At 33.6% G+C, this 18,548-nt stretch carries 10 protein-coding genes and 1 pseudogene; 8 read left to right on the forward strand and 3 right to left on the reverse strand.

Going from position 1 to position 18,548, the window contains the following annotated elements:
• The first annotated feature begins 168 nt into the window (after positions 1–168).
• Entirely contained in the window at positions 169–3,852 is a 3,684-nt protein-coding gene (locus tag BQ5367_RS05665) for a GDSL-type esterase/lipase family protein (protein ID WP_071441570.1), read from the forward strand.
• A gap of 269 nt (positions 3,853–4,121) precedes the next feature.
• Positions 4,122–9,290, forward strand: a complete 5,169-nt coding sequence (locus tag BQ5367_RS05670; RefSeq protein WP_071441571.1) for a discoidin domain-containing protein — start codon at positions 4,122–4,124, stop codon at positions 9,288–9,290.
• Between the two features lie 188 nt (positions 9,291–9,478).
• Here the strand turns inward: BQ5367_RS05670 and BQ5367_RS05675 are convergent, their stop codons facing one another.
• Both BQ5367_RS05675 and BQ5367_RS05680 read right to left on the reverse strand, forming a co-directional pair.
• Positions 9,479–10,531 (reverse strand): nucleotidyl transferase AbiEii/AbiGii toxin family protein, encoded by a 1,053-nt coding sequence (locus BQ5367_RS05675; RefSeq protein ID WP_071441572.1) that lies wholly within the window; start codon positions 10,529–10,531, stop codon positions 9,479–9,481.
• Positions 10,532–10,539: 8 nt separating this feature from the next.
• The gene (locus BQ5367_RS05680; protein ID WP_071441573.1) at positions 10,540–11,250 is read right to left on the reverse strand and encodes a DUF6577 family protein; all 711 of its coding nucleotides are present in this window, start codon (positions 11,248–11,250) and stop codon (positions 10,540–10,542) included.
• Positions 11,251–11,486: 236 nt separating this feature from the next.
• On the opposite strand from BQ5367_RS05680, the gene BQ5367_RS13485 reads away from it, so the two are divergent.
• From BQ5367_RS13485 to BQ5367_RS05705, 6 genes and pseudogenes are all read left to right on the forward strand, one after another.
• On the forward strand, positions 11,487–11,633 hold the full coding sequence (locus BQ5367_RS13485; RefSeq protein ID WP_154667081.1) for a hypothetical protein: 147 nt from the start codon (positions 11,487–11,489) through the stop codon (positions 11,631–11,633).
• Positions 11,634–11,715: 82 nt separating this feature from the next.
• The gene (locus BQ5367_RS05685) at positions 11,716–12,663 is read left to right on the forward strand and encodes a hypothetical protein (RefSeq protein ID WP_071441574.1); all 948 of its coding nucleotides are present in this window, start codon (positions 11,716–11,718) and stop codon (positions 12,661–12,663) included.
• Between the two features lie 238 nt (positions 12,664–12,901).
• Positions 12,902–14,185 carry a DNA recombination protein RmuC gene (locus BQ5367_RS05690; RefSeq protein WP_071441575.1) on the forward strand — a complete coding sequence of 428 codons (1,284 nt, stop codon included), beginning with the start codon at positions 12,902–12,904 and terminating at the stop codon, positions 14,183–14,185.
• 220 nt (positions 14,186–14,405) lie between these two features.
• A pseudogene (nrdD, locus tag BQ5367_RS14050) lies at positions 14,406–14,507 on the forward strand (anaerobic ribonucleoside-triphosphate reductase); the annotation flags it as partial.
• A 37-nt stretch (positions 14,508–14,544) separates the two neighbouring features.
• Positions 14,545–15,537 carry an A/G-specific adenine glycosylase gene (gene mutY, locus BQ5367_RS05700; RefSeq protein WP_071441577.1) on the forward strand — a complete coding sequence of 331 codons (993 nt, stop codon included), beginning with the start codon at positions 14,545–14,547 and terminating at the stop codon, positions 15,535–15,537.
• A gap of 109 nt (positions 15,538–15,646) precedes the next feature.
• Positions 15,647–16,552, forward strand: a complete 906-nt coding sequence (locus tag BQ5367_RS05705; protein WP_071441578.1) for a hypothetical protein — start codon at positions 15,647–15,649, stop codon at positions 16,550–16,552.
• 62 nt (positions 16,553–16,614) lie between these two features.
• Here BQ5367_RS05705 and BQ5367_RS05710 read toward each other — a convergent pair whose 3' ends face one another.
• The gene (locus BQ5367_RS05710) at positions 16,615–18,519 is read right to left on the reverse strand and encodes an aconitate hydratase (RefSeq protein WP_071441579.1); all 1,905 of its coding nucleotides are present in this window, start codon (positions 18,517–18,519) and stop codon (positions 16,615–16,617) included.
• Positions 18,520–18,548: the final 29 nt, after the last annotated feature.

Consider the following 18,548-nt stretch of genomic DNA (forward strand, 5'->3'; position numbering starts at 1 on the left):
ACTCTTTTTTAGCATTAATAAAGAATTCAATTAAATAGAACACAAAAAAAATTTAAAATTTAACTATAAATCTTAAAAAATAACCAAAAATAATTTATATGATTTGAATGTAGAATTCAGATATTTCTTTTGTACATTAGTTGTGATTATTTAGAGAGGAGGAGAAATATGAAAAAAGTAAAGAATGCAATCAAATTTTTGATAGTTTTTTTAATGTCCATCAACATATTTGGAGTAAATATTAAAGCAGTTAATACTAAAATTGATGTTGATGATATGCAAAAACTAGTGTACTCAGATGGAGAAAGTTCTATGCCATATCGTTTATATATTCCAGAAGATTATGATAGTACAAAAGAATATCCAACAATCGTATTTTTACATGGTGCAGGAGAAAGAGGTAATAACAATACATCACAGTTAGCCAATGCCATTCAAAATTTATTTGATACACAAGAACAAATGAAAAATGCAATTGTTATAGCTCCTCAATGCCCATCAGGGAAGCGCTGGGTTGAAACAGACTGGACAAAGGGTAACTATGATAGTGATGCTATTGCAGAAGAACAATTAGCAATCGTAATGAAAATATTAGAATCTGTTCAAATGCAATATTCTACAGATAATGATCGAATTTATGCAATAGGTCTATCTATGGGTGGATTTGGTACATGGAATTTACTGATGAATCATAGTGATGTATTTGCAGCAGGAATTCCAATTTGTGGAGGTGCTGATACAAGCAAAGCAGAAATATTAAAAGATATTCCTATTTGGACATTCCATGGTACAAGTGATCCAACTGTTCCATATTCAGGAACAAAGGAAATGGTTGATGCTATTCAAGCTGTTGGCGGACAGAAAATAACATTTACCACTTATGAAGGAGCCAATCATATCATTTGGAATACAGCAGCTGAAACAGAAGGATTGATTGACTGGCTCTTCTCACAAAAACTATCAGATCGTCAATTATATAATTTGTATGATAAAAATCATTATGATAATTGGGATAATGCTTTGACAAACAATGGTAATAAATTAGTGAATGAAACGAATTATCAAAATATATTTACAACACATCCAATTGAAGTAAAAAACGGTGATACATTATATTGGGGAAGTTTTGGACAAGAAACTTATGTGATGGAAGTTTATAATAAAGATCATCAATTTATTAAACAGGTACTTTTTAAAGAAGTTGAAAGTACGGCTTTAGGTACGACCGTTACAGGTGTTGGAAACAAGACGGTAAATGAATATCGGTATTCATATAAAATAACAAATGAAGATGCAGCATATGTCAGAATTTTAGGAAATATTTCTACTAAAGATCGTTTTCAAGTTTTTAAAAACTTAGAAGAAAATAATTTGGAATATCCAGACACATACATACCTTATGAAGATAATGTTTTAATTGGTAAATCTGTTTTATTTGCTGGTGACAGTATTACCAATGCTATTAAGGATGACTATCAATTAAGCGGATGGGCTGGAAGAATTGGTGAAAGTAATAATATGAACTGGATCAACGCTGGTGTTAGTGGTGCTTCTGCATCAACAAGCAGAGGATCGAATCGTGTAATTAATCAATTAAAAAATCATAGTAACAAAGATTATGATTATATTATTTTACATGCCGGTGTCAATGATGCGATGGATAGCGTAGAAGTTGGATCAATGAGTGATTCATATAACATAAATGATTTTGATACTTCTACATTTGCTGGCGGATTAGAAGAATTATTTTATTACACAACAAAAAATTACTATGGTAAAAAAATTGGATATATCATAAACTATGCAACACCTAATTCGACATGGGGTGGCAATACAAAAGATATGTCTGCTTATTTTGAAACTGCAAAAGAAATTTGTGATAAATGGGAGATACCATATATTGATTTATATAGTGGTACAATAGAATTAGATGGAAAAGAATATTCATATAGTCATGATATTCTAAATGTAGAAAGTTCAGGTTCATTTTACAATAATGATTCAGGTGAAGTTCATATTGGCGGAAAGGGATATGATATCATATCACCTTACATTGGGTATTGGATGAGATCAATAGAAAGTAATACTATTGGATCAGAACTAGGTGATATTCAAGAGAATATCGCTCTAAATGCAACCGTATCTGCTGATAAAGAAGCTAAAGATAGATCTTCAATTGCAGGAATAAATGATGGTATCATGCAGGATGTCAGAAGCAATTTTACTATTTTTTATAATAGTGATCTTCCTACAATTGAATTGAAATGGGAAAAACCTCAAACTATTACAGATATTCATTTATTTACTTTCTGTGCTAAGAGATTTGGTCCTACGAAGTATGAATTATTCTATATATTAGAAGGACAAGAAGAACCACACTCTTTAGGTATTAAAACTATTGAATGGCAAACTGATTTAAATACTATTTTTGAAGCTAATGAATGGAAATTTGAGGAACCATTAGAAAATGTAGTTTCTTTGCAATTTAAAATGATGCAAGGCGGTTCAGCAGGTAAATGTACGATACAGGAAATTGAAGTTTACGGCTATGAAAGGAAAGAAATACCTTATGTTGTTAGTTGTGAATCGTTTGCAGAATTGAATGTAAATCATATAGATGAAGTATCAAGCAGCCTGCCAAAGAGTGGAAGTGTATTATTATCTAATGATGAAAAATTATATGTGCCAATTAATTGGAATTTAGAGAATCTTAATGATGAAACGAATGATTTTATTTTAGAGGGAACTTTAGAATTGCCGGAAGGCTATAGCAATAAGGACAATATTAAAGCAAAAATAGAAGTAAGTATCCATGTAGATAAATCACAGTTAATAGATTTAATAAATAGAATTGAATCAAAACTTAATAAAACTGATGAAAATCTATATACAGAAACTTCTTTATCTGCTTTAAAAAAGAGTTTAGAGGATGCTAAAAAGGTAGTAGAAGATGATAGTTTATCTCAAAAATATGTAGATTTTGCATATGATTCTTTAATCAAGGCTAATAAGTTAGAATATAAGTCAGCAGATTATGAAGAATTGAATAAAGTGATAGCAGAGGTAGAAAATATTCTAAACAGTAAAAATTATGAAAAATTCTATACAGAAAGTTCACGTAACGATTTGGAATTAAAATATGCGGCTGCGAAAAAAATAGAAACTGATTTAGATATTACCAAACAAGAAGAAATTGATACTGTAAAGGACGCATTGGAAAATGCTAAAGCTAATTTAATTTTTAATTCAGCTGACTACAGTAAGGTCAATGATGCAGTTACAAAGGCTAATGGTCTGAACAAAGATCTTTATAAAGACTTCTCAGCAGTAGAAAAAGCATTGGAAGCAGTTATTCCGGATTTAGATATCACGCATCAAGCAGAAGTAGATACAATGGCTAAAGCGATTGAGGATGCAATTAATGCTCTTGAGTATAAAGATGCTGATTACAGTGCTGTAGAGAAGGCAAAAGCAAAAGTACCAACAGATTTAAGCATCTATACAGAAGAATCAGTGAAAGCATTAAATGATGCACTAGCAGGTGTTGTAAAAGGCAAGAACATCACTGAACAGGAAGAAGTGGATACGATGGCCAAAGCAATTGAGAATGCAATCAATGGACTTGTGAAGAAGGATACAGGAAAACCTGAGGATCCATCAAAACCAACAGATCCAGCAATTCCGGTTGAACCAGAGAATCCAACAACACCAAGTGAACCAGAAACACCAACAGAACCAGAAGGACCAAATACAAGTGACAATTATCAAGTTACAGTATTTACAGGACTGATGATTCTAAGTGCATGCGTGCTTGCATTCGTACTTCTCAAAAGAAAAAGAGAAGCAAAATAACGTATAGGAGCTAGTCCATAGACTAGCTCTTTAAATAGATATTGTTGCAAAATTGTAAGGGTTTACAATAAATGCTTATTGTACTATAATGCAGATATAAGTATTTGAAAGAGGAGGGGGAACATGGATTAAATGGAATTTATTCTGTATGTTTTTGGTATATATGTGAGGAATTGTTTGATGATAATTTGAGAAATGAATTAAGTATGTTTTTTTAATATAAGAAAGGAATTGACCATATAAGGGAAAGGTTAAGAATTGGATATAATATGAAAAAAAAGTTTTGTTCTATATTGGTAATATTTTCAATGATTTTAAGCGTGCTGCCTGTTAATTATGCTTATGCTTCAGCAGAAGAACCTCTAACAATTGAAAAGGTAGATTTTACTACGACTTCAATTGAGAAAGAGAGGACTTCTGATGATGAAAAACTTTTAGAAAATTACCAGCAAATTAAAACAGAAGCACCTCTTCTTTCAGAAGATAAAACACATATTATTTTACCTTCCTGTGATGAAGGATACGAAGTATCATTATATGGTACAAGTAATCCTGCTGTTATCGATATGGAAGGAAATGTAACTCAACCATTAGAAGATATGGAAGTCTATTTGTTTTATCAGATTGAAAACACTGAAACAAACGAGAGTCTTCATATGGATGATCCTATTAAAGTAGTAGTAAATGGTAAATATGGTGATGAATATAAGAATATTAATCGTCCGGAAATTATACCAGGAATACGTGAATGGAAAGGTAACGAAGGTGATTTTCATTTTACTGGAAAAATAGTCATTGCAGATGAATCACTACAGGAAGCTGCTTCTTATGTGTCATATTATATTAATGAAATGACGGATATAGAAACAGCTGTGGTTCAGAAAAAAGCTGAAGCAGGGGATATATATCTTGAATATAATAAAAGTCTATCTGTAGGAAAAGAAGGGTATACGATTGATATTAAAGATATTATGACTGTACAGGCAACAGATTATCAGGGAATTGTATATGCAGGAGCGACAATAGCGCAAATGTTCATGCAAAGCACAAATCAGACCATTCCTTGTGGAATCATGAGAGATTATCCGCAATATGAAGTTCGCTCAACTATGTTTGATGTAGCACGTTTTTATATGCCACTTGATTATGTAGAAGAAATCACAAAATATGCTGCATTTTTTAAGATGAATGAAATTCATCTGCATATCAATGATTGTGGTGGTGAACAAGATGCAGCATTTCGAGTTGAAAGTAAAAAGTTTCCTGCATTGAATACAGGATTGGCTGAGGATGAAATTTATTCTCAAGAAGATTATATTAACTATCAGAAACGAATGAAAAAATTAGGAGTGGATATTGTTACAGAAATTGATACACCCGCTCATGCCACCTCTTTCTGGTATGTCGATCCATCAATTATGATAGATACCGTCCATGTGAATATTTATGATGAAGAAGCAAGGAATTTTGTAAAATCCGTTTACGATGAATTTTTAGATCCAGAAAATCCAGTGTTTTTAGGAGAAGCTTTCAATGTAGGTGTTGATGAATACCCTCCTGGAAATAATGAACAGGTACGAGCTTATATGGATGAAATGATCAAATATATTGATTCTAAAGGAATTGAGGCTCGTCTTTGGTCAGGATTGAATGATGTAGTAAGTGATCAGCCATATACGGGGTATGCAGGCGAAACCCCTGTATCCAACAAAGGTGTTTTTCATTTTTATAATGATGCTGTTGCTGATTTGACAACGATGTTAGAGGGCGAATACAGAATGATTAATAATATGTATCAGAATCTGTATATTGTTCCTGTTGTTGTAAATGGAACAAATGATTTTCTTAATTTAGAAAAAGTGTATGATACCTGGGAAGCAGGAATTGTGTCATTTGGTGAAGGGGAAATTATGCCGGGGCACCCACTTTTGCTAGGGTCAGAAACATCTATCTGGAATGATGCCAAAGCAGGATGTTCAGAGTTTGACTTATTTGATCGAGCGAAAGATCAGATTATGTTAATGGCGGAAAAAAACTGGTATGGCAGGAAGGGTGAAGGACAATCTTCAGAAGAATTTGTGAATCGTGTGAATAAATTAGCCAATACAGCTCCTGGTTCGAATCCAGCACGATATATTGAGTCTACAACAGAAGTTATCGCAAGATATGATTTTGGTAACAGTATGGAAGACTGTTCTGAAAATGGCTATGATGCAAAAGTTAATGGTTTGACCATTGATGAAGAAATGAATGCTTTGAAGTTAGATGGTAATGGCTATATTTCATTACCTTTCAATAGTGTAGGTTATCCATATACAGTTGAATTTGATATGTATATCTCTTCAGATACTCCAGCAAATGCTCTTATGTTTTCTGGTAAGGATGGAGAATTAATATATAATGTAGATGGAACTGGTAAAATTGGGTTTAAGAGAAAAGGATATACATATCTTTTTGATTATGAAGTACCATTAAATGAAATGATACATTATACTTTAGTTTGTAAGGATGAGAGAACATATTTGTCAACAGAAGATAGTTTTCAAGTTGAAGCAGATTATTATCAAGTTAGTGCATATACAAAAGGTAGCAGTTCTTTTGTATTCCCTACTGAAAAAATAGGTTCAGGCATAAAAGGATATATTAAATCTTTAGTTATTTCTAAAAGTGAAAACAATTCATTAGCAATAGAAAATATAGCTCTTGGAAAGGAAGTAATGATAAGCGGACCGGAAGGTGGTTATAATGAAGATGGTACCTATGTATATCCTCAATTTGATAAAGATAATGTGACAGATGGTAATTCGAATACAAGAACTTCTTTAGAATACAAAGATGATGCATGGATAGAAATTGATTTAGGTGAGGTATATCTTGCTGATACGATTCAAATTCAATTCACAAATCGTCCAATAAGTTATGAATTATATGTTTCTGAAGATGGCAATAAATGGGAACTTATGGATACGAGAACTGAACTGGCAGGTGGCAGTTCTGGTGCGGAATTGCATACATTAACAAATGGTGAAAAGGTAAGATATATCAAATATCAGCAAACAAAGATGTGGTATCACACAGATCAAGACTTCTATTATTCCGCAGGAATTTCAGAAATAGAAGTTTATGGACTTTCTTTCATAATGATTCAAGAAGTACTTGATAAAGCAACAAATTGTTTAACATCTGTACCAGAGATGGAGGAAAATAAAGATATCCGTGCTAAACTTGAAGAAAGTATTTCTATTTGTAATGATTTAATGGATAATGGAAGTTGTGAAGAACTCATAAATATCATTCATACGATACAACAATTGAGTGATAAACTTTATAATGGTAATTATGATATACCGATAACAGATAAAACAATTTTGAAGCAACTACTTGACGAAGAAATAGATATTACAGGATATGACTCTAATTTAGTAAATATATATTTGGATGCTTTAGAAAAAGGAAAAGAAGTTTATTATGATATAACTGCATCACAAAAAAAGATTGAATTAGTCGTTGATATGATTCAGGAAGCAAAAGAAAACATGATGGCCGTTAATCTAGCTTTAAATAAACCTGTTACAGTAAGTGGGGTAGAAGGAGGTTATGATGAAAACGGAAATCTTATTTATCCACAGTTTGATCCGAAACATGCAACAGATGGTGATATGAATACACGTATATCTTTAAATTATGCTGATGATGCATGGGTTCAGGTAGATTTAGGAAGTGTTTATGTTTTAGATTCTATTAAAACATATTTCTCTCAGCGGCCAGTCGGTTATAAGATGATGGTTTCCAGAGATGGTATCAACTGGAAAACAGTAGATGAAAAAAATAATCTAGAAGGTGGAAGTTCTGGACTCGATGAAGTTACATTTAAAGAATATACAGAAGCAAGATATGTGCGATATCAACAGACTGCAATGTGGTATTCTGAAGCTTCGGGTGCTCAATATTACTCTGGTAATTTTTATGAATTAGAAGTTTATGGCAGTTTAGTTAAATATGAAAATGTATCAAATGGTAAATCTGTTGAAATTAGTGGACCAGAAGGTGGTTTTAATGATGATGGTTCTTTTGTATATCCGCAATTTGATCCGAAGCATGTTACAGATAATGATTTCAATACGAGAACTTCTCTTGAATATAAAGATGATGCCTGGATCAAAATTGATTTAGAAAAAGAATATTATATAGATCGTATTATCACATCTTTAACAAATCAACCTATAAGTTATGAAATCTATATATCACAGGATGGTAACGAATGGATTCTTGTTGATAAAAAAGAGGGTCTTACTGGTGGAGTAGCGGCTACATATGAAACGGTTTTAAGTGAAAGCCTGAAAGCAAGATTTGTTAAGTTCCAACAAACAGAAATGTGGTATCATACAGACCAGGATTTCTATTATTCAGCAGGAGTGTCTGAGATTCAAATATTAGGTAGAGAAGTTCCTGATACAACACAGATAGAAAAATTGATTGCAGATAGTGAAAATTTAATTCAAGATCATTATACAGTTGAAAGTTGGCAAATATTTAATGAAAGATTAGTAGAAGCAAAAAAAATGTTACAGCAATATTATTTGACTGAAACTGATATTGATAATGTATACAACCTACTACAAAATGCTTTTAATAGTTTAAAATACAATTCCGCTGATTACACAGCAGTAGATGAAGCTATCACAAAAGCCAATGGCTTGAATAAAGATCTCTATAAAGACTTTTCAGGAGTAGCAGAAGCATTAGCTAATGTAGTTTATGATTTAGATATCACGCATCAAGCAGAAGTCGATGCAATGGCTAAAGCGATTGAGGATGCAATTAATGCTCTTGAGTATAAGGGTGCTGATTACACAGCTTTGAATTCTGCGATTTTAAAAGCAACGAACTTAGATAAGAATTTGTATAAAGACTTCTCAGCAGTAGAAAAAGCATTGGAAGCAGTTATTCCGGATTTAGATATCACGCATCAAGCAGAAGTAGATACAATGGCTAAAGCGATCGAAGATGCAATTAATACTCTTGAGTTTAAAGATGCTGATTACAGTGCTGTAGAGAAGGCAAAAGCCAAAGTGCCAGCAGATCTAAGCATCTATACAGAAGAATCGGTGAAAGCATTAAATGATGCACTAGCAGGTGTAGTAGAAGGCAAGAACATCACTGAACAGGAAGAAGTAGATGCCATGGCCAAAGCAATTGAGAATGCAATCAATGGACTGGTGAAGAAGGATACGGGAAATACAGATAAACCAGCAGAGCCAGCAATTCCGGTTGAACCAGAGAATCCAACAACACCAAGTGAACCAGAAACACCAACAGAACCGGAAGGACCAAATACAAGTGACAATTATCAAGTTACAGTATTTACAGGATTACTGATTCTAAGTGCATGCGTGCTTGCATTGATCTTTATTAAAAGAAAAAGAGAAGCAAAATAACATAAAAGAGTTAGTTGAATGACTAACTCTTTTTTAGCATTAATGAAAAATTAAATTAAATGTAATCTATCTTGTATTTTTTTGCCATCTATTATTTCGAAATCTATAGTTCTTATTCCGTTTTTTATCTTAAATTCAGCGTAATAACAAGGAATTAAAAAATCTTTTATCATTCTTATTTTCTATCCTTAAATCAATTCTTCAAGACTGATTAACTCCAATGACTTACAAAGATATCCGAATGCACTGAAATTGAATCTCTTTATATAAAACAATGATTTTAATTTGTTCGGTAACTTTGTAACTTCTTTATATTCATTGAAGTCAATATCTTTTTCAAATTCATGTTCCGATAACAAACAAGAACATAAGTACAAAACCTTTGATGTTTGATCTAGCGCATCATCTGGATTATATTTGTATCCTATCATATGTCCTTTTACTTTACGGATACCGATTAAAAACTGCTGATAATCTTCTTTGCATATTGTTCCTTTTGCCATAACAGACAGACAAGCACGAATTGTATCTCTTAAACATTCTTTATAGTCGATATCTAATCCTCTGAAACTTATTTCAATTTCAGCTGTTTTTAAATAGGTTTTTCTGACAGCTTCATAATCTTGAAGTTCATTAAATAAACATGCGATATCATTTAATTGTTTAATAATCTCCAATTCTTTATCTACGCCAAATGGTATTCCGGTTGTGTAAGGAGCAAATGCAGTAAGTTTATCTCCTAATATGCAATCGATTGATGGAACTTGTATTGGAATTTTAGGTGTACTTACTTTCAAGAAACGATTATCGATTTCTTTTTCTATAACTTTTGCATATGGACTTTCCCCAAAAACAACATCTAAAATGATATTTGTTTCATTTGATTGTATTGGAGAATCATAATAGAAACGGAAATGACGCTTTTCAAGCTTGTTTCTTCCTTTTCTTTTGTTCTCTTCCATATGCTTAAAAGGAAAAATCTGTTCTGCTTTTCTTAAATATTCATCCAAATCAATGCAAGGTTCTACAATAATATCAATATCAGTTGATAAACGCTTTGGATTATTTAAAAGCAACAATAAACAGGTTCCACCTTTGAAAATGAAGGGCATCTCAGCTCTAGCCAATGCTTCTAGTAATCCAAAAGCAAATAGCGATCTTTCTACAAGATTTCGATCTGCTCTTATTTCATCAGTCAAATTTTGGATATAGTCGCTTGTATAAATACTTGTATCAATCATAATCTATTCTATCCCTTCACTTTATCTAATATTTCTTTTATTTTCTTTTGTGCATTTCTTCTTCTAGCGTAACGCATTAGTTTTCTTCCGTCTATCTGGTATTGATTAAAACAATATTCGTATATATCATAAATCTCTGAATTATTGATTAAACTAGAAGTAAATTTATCAACAACTAGATCCACCAACAATTTCTCTAATCTTATTTGATGAGGTGTATCAATTTCAGTAGGAGATTCTGAAACTAAATTTTTAACAACAATCGTTTCCCATGTAGCGTAATGGTAAAAATCATCACTATTTGGTTTTAACAAAACATTATTATACTTTTTTTTCAATACTTCAAAAAAAGATTCCACAAAAATTGATTCCACTTCTACAACATAAGTTTTATTAGCTAATAAATGATTCAAAAATTCATTTAATTGAGTAAATTCCCAAACTTGTAATTTGATGAGTGGATATTGCTCTTCTAAAAAATCATGAATTTCTTTCAGCTTTTCACTCAATTTGTAAGTATAGAGCTTCTTATCGGAAGTAACAACATATTTATCTTTATCTACTTTTTTGATTAAATTCTTTTGCAAATAACTTTCTAATAGACTACTAAGATTATTGAAGTTATAATTAGGATCTTTTTCCCTGATTACAGTTCTTAAATCTTCTCGACTAAAATTATCTTTATTTCTTATCAAATTAATTACTTCATTACGAGTCAAGATAAACACCTCCAACATGGGATTTTGGCAATTATTTAATATTTTGCCGATTTTCCATCTCACATTTATAGTATAGCACAAATAAAACACAAATAATAGTAATGGAATGGTTTTCAGCAATTTTTAATTTTTTGCCAATTTTCCACGTGGAGAGTGAACTGATAGAGGTATAATCAAGATGAAGAGTACTAACAAGTAATCTTCCTCATAATAGTGATCTTCCAAATTGAATTGAAATGGAAAAAGGACAAGAAGAACCGATACAAGAAATTGAAATTTATGATTATGAAAAGAAAGAAATACCTTATATTGTTAGTTGTGAATCGTTCGCAGAATTGAATGTAAATAATGTAGATGAAGTATCCGACAAGTCCATGGACTAGCTCTTTAAATATATAAAATTTTTACAAAAAAGTGGGAAAAATGAAGATTGAGTGCATATAGAAGAGTAGGAGGTACTCTTTTATGAAGCAGAAAATCTTACTCGATCAGCATTTCAAGAATATCTTAAGGAACAAGCTGATCCTTGCTTATATCATGAAGGACAATCTTGATGAATATGCAAATTCCTCTATCGGTGAGATCATGAAATGCATCGAGCCTCAAGGAGATGTCCCTTTACATACACATCTTATTTCTGGACATCGCAATGAGAACAATGAAGATGACGTCAGTGTTGTCTTTGATTCGCTTGTCTATGCATCCCTGCCCCATGATGATAAAAGAAAAATCGCCATGATCATCAATCTGGAAGCACAGGGTGAACTGAAAGGAAGAAGCCATGTCTTAAGCAGGGCCAACTACTACAATTCCCGCAATGTATCGATGCAGGTGAATGAGTTCTTCGACCATGCGCAGTATGACGATATCGTAAAGGTCGTATCGATCTGGATCGTGTTCAATGCCCCCAAGCATAAGCAAAACTGCATCAACCGCTACCGGATGGTGGAGGAGCATATTATCGGGAATGCGTGCGAGGAGGAAAAATATTTTGATAAGCAGCAGATCCTTGTGCTATACTTAGGGTATAAGGAAAGCGAATATATTTCGATGAACATCCTAAGGATATTGGCAGATAATGGGATGGACTATGAAACAAAGAATGAGGCATTAGAGAAGTACGATATAAGGCTTAAGGGAGGACTGGCAAAGGAGGTAAGAAGCATGTGCGACTATGGAGATTATGTAGAGAAGATGGGCACAGAGAAAGGCTTGCAACAAGGATTACAGAGAGGAATATTACAAGGCAAGGAACAGGGATTTTTACAGGGAAGTGAAAACAAAACAGTTGAAGATATTCAAAGCTTAACAAAGACATTGAAATTAAGTGTTGATGAAGCGATGGATGCTTTACAGATTCCTATTGAAGAAAGAGCGAATTATTTGAAGTTATTAAGTGAGAAAAATATTTGAAAGAATTCTGATTGTTTAAAAAATTACTCATTGTTAGAAATAATTACTTATAGTTTTTTGTATCATAGAATCAAATAAAAAAGTGATGAAGATAAGTATTTGATATACAGTTTATCTGTTTCTCACATATCAGATATTTATCTATAAACTTTTTTGCTGCTATTCCACCAGCTAGCAGCTTTTTTTATAAATGAAATAGTTTTTGTGTTACAATATACAAAGATAAGGATGTGAAGAAATGGAATTTATAGTTTTATATATATTATGTATACTTATTATTGTGCTTTTATTTGTTTTATTATTAAAACCAAATAAAGAAAAAGATGAAATGAGAAATATTCATTCAAAGATTCAGACACTGAATGAAACACAGAAAATCAGTAATGATATGATGAGCAATCGTTTAAAAGAGATGAATGAAACGATCAAGGGAATGAATGAGATGTCATTTCAGACAAATGAATCCATACGTAAGCAGCTTTCGGAGACAACAAGCAAGTTAGAAGAAAAGGTGAATAGCTTAACTTTACAGAATGAAAGTAAGTTGGAAGCGATGCGTTTAACTGTAGAAAATAAGATTACTTCTTTACAGGAAGATAATGCGAAAAAGCTGGAAGCGATGCGCTTGACCGTAGATGAGAAATTACAAGAAACCTTAGATAAACGTATCAGTCAGTCATTTCAGTTAGTAAATGATCGTTTGGAACAGGTGTATAAAGGCTTAGGAGAGATGCAGACGCTGGCAAGCGGTGTAGGCGATCTGAAAAAGGTTTTAAGTAATGTGAAAACCCGTGGTATTTTAGGTGAAATTCAATTAAAAGCAATATTAGAAGAAATTTTAACACCAGAGCAGTATGAAGAAAATGTCGCAACTAAAAAAGGTAGTAGCAATGTAGTAGAATTTGCATTAAAACTACCTGGCGATGGTTCCGGGTCAACGGTTTATCTGCCAATTGATTCAAAATTTCCAGGGGATAAATATGCTCAGTTAGTTGATGCTTATGATGAAGGTGATCCAGCTAAAATTGCTCTTGCCCAAAAAGAATTAGATACTATTATTAAGAAAAGCGCAAAGGATATTCATGATAAGTATATTGATGTTCCTAATACAACAGAATTTGCGATCATGTTTTTACCTTTTGAAGGGCTTTATGCAGAAGTGGTACGTCGAGGCTTTGTAGAAAGTTTGCAGAGAGATTATAAGATCAATATTGCAGGACCTACGACGATGGCCGCACTTCTAAATTCTTTACAGATGGGATTTAGAACTCTTGCGATTCAGAAAAGAAGCAGTGAGGTTTGGGAAGTTTTAGGAGCTGTTAAGAGTGAATTTGAAAAGTTTGGTACAGTGTTAGAAAATACGCAAAACAAATTGAATCTGGCTCAGAAAGAATTAGATCATCTAGTAGGAGTACGTACTCGACAGATACAGAAAAAACTGGATAAGGTATCAAGTATTGATTCTATACAATCTGAAAAAATATTAGAAATAAATCAGTCAAATAAATCGACACTTGATTAGGGCTGTTTTATAATAATGATATATGGAGGTGAAGCGGATGATTTATAAAATTCAATTGAATGATGTGCTGGTGACAAGTAATTGTGAAATAAGCGAAGAAGAGGGAAAAGCTTATGTTGAATGGGCACAGAAAAAGTATGCGGGTAAGAAAATTGATGAAGTCAGGCTGAACTTCAATGGCGATGATGTTGATGTGGAAACTCATTTAGCACCGGAGTCTTTTGAAAAGATTCGACGTATCACAGGTTATTTAGTAGGTACGGTTGACCGTTTCAATGATGCAAAGCGGGCTGAAGAAAGAGATCGTGTCAAACATATGTAGAAAGCTCAATCATGAGCTTTTTATTTGAGGTATAGTTATGGAAATAAAAAATGAATTATGTGCATGGTTTGTATCAAATCATCGAAAACTGCCATTTCGGGAAAGTAAAGATCCTTATGCCATCTGGGTGAGTGAAATCATGGCTCAGCAGACAAGGATCGAAACGATGCTGCCTTATTATGAAAGATGGATGAAAGACTATCCTACAATTGAATCTTTAGCTTCGGCACCTTTAGAAAAAGTATTAAAAAGCTGGGAAGGACTAGGATATTATAATCGTGCACGTAAGCTGCATGAGGGTGCCAAACAAGTCGTGGAACAATATCAGGGCCAGCTTCCTGCTGATATGGAAGAACTTGAAAAAATCAGTGGTATTGGACCCTATACGGCTGGGGCTATTGCCTCAATTGCTTTTGGTATACCTGCTCCCGCAGTTGATGGCAATGTACTTCGAGTCATAACACGTCTTCTAGAGATCGATGATGATATTTCTAAACAGACAACAGTAAAGAAAGTAAAAACGATCGTTAGAGAAATGATGCAGGGAAGCAATCCAAGTGATTTTACACAGGGATTGATGGAACTGGGAGCACTCGTATGCATGCCGCAGGTAATACTTTGTAAAGATTGTCCACTTAATCAAACATGTCTTGGCTATGCACATCAGACACAGATGAACTTTCCTGTTAAGACAAAGCCAAAGAAAGCTCCTGTATTTAATTATCAAACACTTCTGATCATCAAAAAACATCAGATTCTTTTAAGTAAAGATGATCGTGATGGTCTTATGAAAGGATTTTATCGTCTTCCTCAATATGAAACTTATGATACGAATGGTTATGAATATATAAATGAGATGAAGCATGTATATTCTCATAAAATATGGAAAATGAAAATATTTCAGCATCAAAGTGGAATAATACCAAATGATGAATATGTGATATGGGTAGATATCGATCAATTGGATCAGCTTCCTATTATTGGTGCACATTTAAAGATCTTGAATCAAAGAATTCATAAAATCGGATAAAATCTCTAGAGATTTTATTATCAATTTAACTTTACAAAAAAAGTAAAAAGTTTAGATAAAAATTGGGAAAAATGAAACTTTTGCGCATATATAAGAGTAGGAGGGATATATGCGTAAAAATAAAATTGATCAATTTTTTAAACATATTCTAAGATACAAGATCGTATTGGCTCATATCATGAAAGATTATCTAGAAGAATATATGAACTATTCGATTCCTGAGATCATGGAATGCATTGAACCAAAAGGGGATGTGCCTTTACATAAACATACCGTAAGCGGTCATAGAAATGAAAATAATGAAGACGATACTAGCATTTTCTTTGACTCGCTTGTCTATGCCTCTTTGCCACAAAACAAGGGCAAAATTGCCATGATCCTCAATCTGGAAGCTCAAGGAGAACTGAAAGGAAGAAGCCATGTCTTAAGCAGAGCTAACTACTATAATTCCCGTAATACATCGATGCAGGTGGAGGAACTGTTTGATCACGCCTGCTATGATGATATCGTGAAGGTGGTGTCGATCTGGATCGTGTTCAACGCAGTGAAGTACAAACAGGGTAGCATCAACCGGTACCGGATGGTGGAGGAGCATATTATTGGAGATACATGTGAGGAAGAAAAATATTTTGATAAGCAGCAGATCGTTGTGCTATACTTAGGATATAAGGAAAGCGAAAAAGTATCAATGAATATCTTGCGGGTGTTGGCAGATAATATGTCATCACAAGAGAAGATAGAAAGACTGAAGAAGTATGATGTAGAACTAACGAAAAAACAGGAAGAGGAGGTTAGCCGGATGTGTGATTATGGTGCATATGTAGAGAGCATAGGTATTGAAAAAGGTATCAAGGAAGGCTTAAAACAAGGAAGCGAGAACAAAACCATAGAAGCTATCCAAAGTCTGACAAAGACCTTGAAGCTAAGTGTTGATGAAGCGATGGATGCTTTACAGATATCTGCGGAGGAAAAGAGTTATTATTTAAAGTTATTGAATGAAAAAGTGAATGCATGATCATTAACATATATGTATGTCAAAAATAAAGCAGTGATATCAATGAATACCACTGCTTTTGTCTATTTAAGTGTATTTAATAATCCACCATGTTCAAGGATATTGATCTGTTCTTCATTATAAGGAAGAAGTAATCGATATGTTTTATTTTTGGTAGTATTTTGAACTTCAATGACAGAATTTGGTTTTAACTTGTGCAAATCAGTAAAATATAATTCATCAGTTTCATCAATGGTATCATAATCTTTTTCATCTTCAAAAATACATGGCAAGATACCAAAGTTAATAAGATTGGCCTGATGGATACGGGCAAAGCTTTTTGCCAGAACAGCTTTGATTCCTAAATACATCGGAGCTAAAGCTGCATGTTCACGGGAAGAACCCTGACCATAATTCTGCCCTGCTACGATAAATCCGCCCTTATTATTTAAACAATCATCGTGGAAAGATTCTTTCTGATTCATAAAGCAGAATTCAGAAATCTTTTCAATATTGCTGCGATATGGAAGAATCTTAGCTCCCGCTGGCATGATATCATCTGTAGTGATATGATCGCCTACCTTGATGATTACTTTTTTAGATAGCTGATCATCTAATGGTGTATTGATTGGCAAAGGCTTGATATTTGGCCCACGAACAATTTCTACATCTTTTGAACAGCTTGGATAAATGATGTTTTCATCATGAATCGTATAGATTTCTAAATCTTCAGCACATTCATAATTACATTCCCTAGGATCGCTGATGACGCCTTGAATAGCACTGTAAGCAGCAGTTTCGCATGATACAAGTCCTACCTTAGCACTAAGCGTTCCACTACGGCCATAGAAATTACGATTAAATGTTCTCAGTGAGAAAGCATTGGTAGCAGGGGATTGGCCCATGCCGATACAAGGTCCGCACGTACACTCTAAAAGCCTTACGCCACTTTCTAGAATAGGCGTTAACTGATTATTTTGTGAGAGCATGCATAACACCTGCTTGCTTCCACATGAAAGAGAAGCTGAAACATTTGGATGAACGACATGTCCTTTTAAGATATTTGAAACAGTAACTATATCCAGATAAGAAGAGTTGGTGCATGATCCAATATTTACTTGCTGGATTGGCGTTCCCGCCATGCTTTTTACAGTTACGACATTGTCAGGCATATGTGGCAGGGCAATGAGCGGTTCTAATTCATTGAGATCAATGACATATTCTTCATCATACGTAGCATTCTCATCAGCTTTGATTTCCACATAATCTTTTTCACGATGCTGCTTTTTTAAAAATTCATATGTTTTTTCATCACTTGGAAAAATAGAACTGGTGGCACCTAATTCAGCCCCCATATTGGTAATAGTGGCTCTTTGAGGAATACTGAGTGTTGAAACACCTTCCCCAGTATATTCTATGATCTTTCCTACGCCGCCTTTGACGCTAAGCATTGAAAGAACTTTTAAAATAATATCCTTTGCAGCCACACCCTTTTGAAGCTTACCTTTAAGTTCCATTTTTACGATTTTTGGCATTATGATCTGAAAAGGACGTCCAGCCATAGCGGCAGCAACATCTAATCCTCCAGCTCCCATGGCCAGCATTCCCATTCCACCAGCTGTTGGAGTATGCGAATCACTACCTAAAAGTGTTTTTCCAGGAACTGCAAAACGTTCAAGATGTACCTGATGACAGATACCATTTCCAGCTTTTGAGAAAACGATGCCATAACGGTCAGCAACACTTTGCAGATATGCGTGATCATCAGCATTTTCAAAACCGCTTTGAAGCGTATTGTGATCGATATAGCTGACAGATAATTCGGTTTTAACACGATCGATACCAATACTTTCAAGCTGTAAATAAGCCATGGTGCCAGTCGCATCCTGTGTCAGCGTCTGATCGATTTTGATCTTAATAGGTTTTCCTGCACACATTTCACCACTGACTAAATGTTGAGCAAGTATTTTTTCACTAACTGTGTTCATAATATCACCTCTCGTCTTTTTGATTATAA

The sequence above is a fragment of the Traorella massiliensis genome, from assembly GCF_900104665.1.
GTDB classification, from domain to species: domain Bacteria; phylum Bacillota_I; class Bacilli_A; order Erysipelotrichales; family Erysipelotrichaceae; genus Traorella; species Traorella massiliensis.

Excerpts from the sequence above, each read along its gene's own strand:
- BQ5367_RS05675 (WP_071441572.1), bottom strand. The coding sequence starts at position 10,531 with ATGATTGATACAAGTATTTATACAAGCGACTATATCCAAAATTTGACT.
- BQ5367_RS05670 (WP_071441571.1), top strand. The coding sequence starts at position 4,122 with ATGAAAAAAAAGTTTTGTTCTATATTGGTAATATTTTCAATGATTTTA.
- BQ5367_RS13485 (WP_154667081.1), top strand. The coding sequence starts at position 11,487 with ATGGAAAAAGGACAAGAAGAACCGATACAAGAAATTGAAATTTATGAT.
- BQ5367_RS05705 (WP_071441578.1), top strand. The coding sequence starts at position 15,647 with ATGCGTAAAAATAAAATTGATCAATTTTTTAAACATATTCTAAGATAC.
- BQ5367_RS05710 (WP_071441579.1), bottom strand. The coding sequence starts at position 18,519 with ATGAACACAGTTAGTGAAAAAATACTTGCTCAACATTTAGTCAGTGGT.
- BQ5367_RS05690 (WP_071441575.1), top strand. The coding sequence starts at position 12,902 with ATGGAATTTATAGTTTTATATATATTATGTATACTTATTATTGTGCTT.
- BQ5367_RS05685 (WP_071441574.1), top strand. The coding sequence starts at position 11,716 with ATGAAGCAGAAAATCTTACTCGATCAGCATTTCAAGAATATCTTAAGG.
- mutY (WP_071441577.1), top strand. The coding sequence starts at position 14,545 with ATGGAAATAAAAAATGAATTATGTGCATGGTTTGTATCAAATCATCGA.
- BQ5367_RS05665 (WP_071441570.1), top strand. The coding sequence starts at position 169 with ATGAAAAAAGTAAAGAATGCAATCAAATTTTTGATAGTTTTTTTAATG.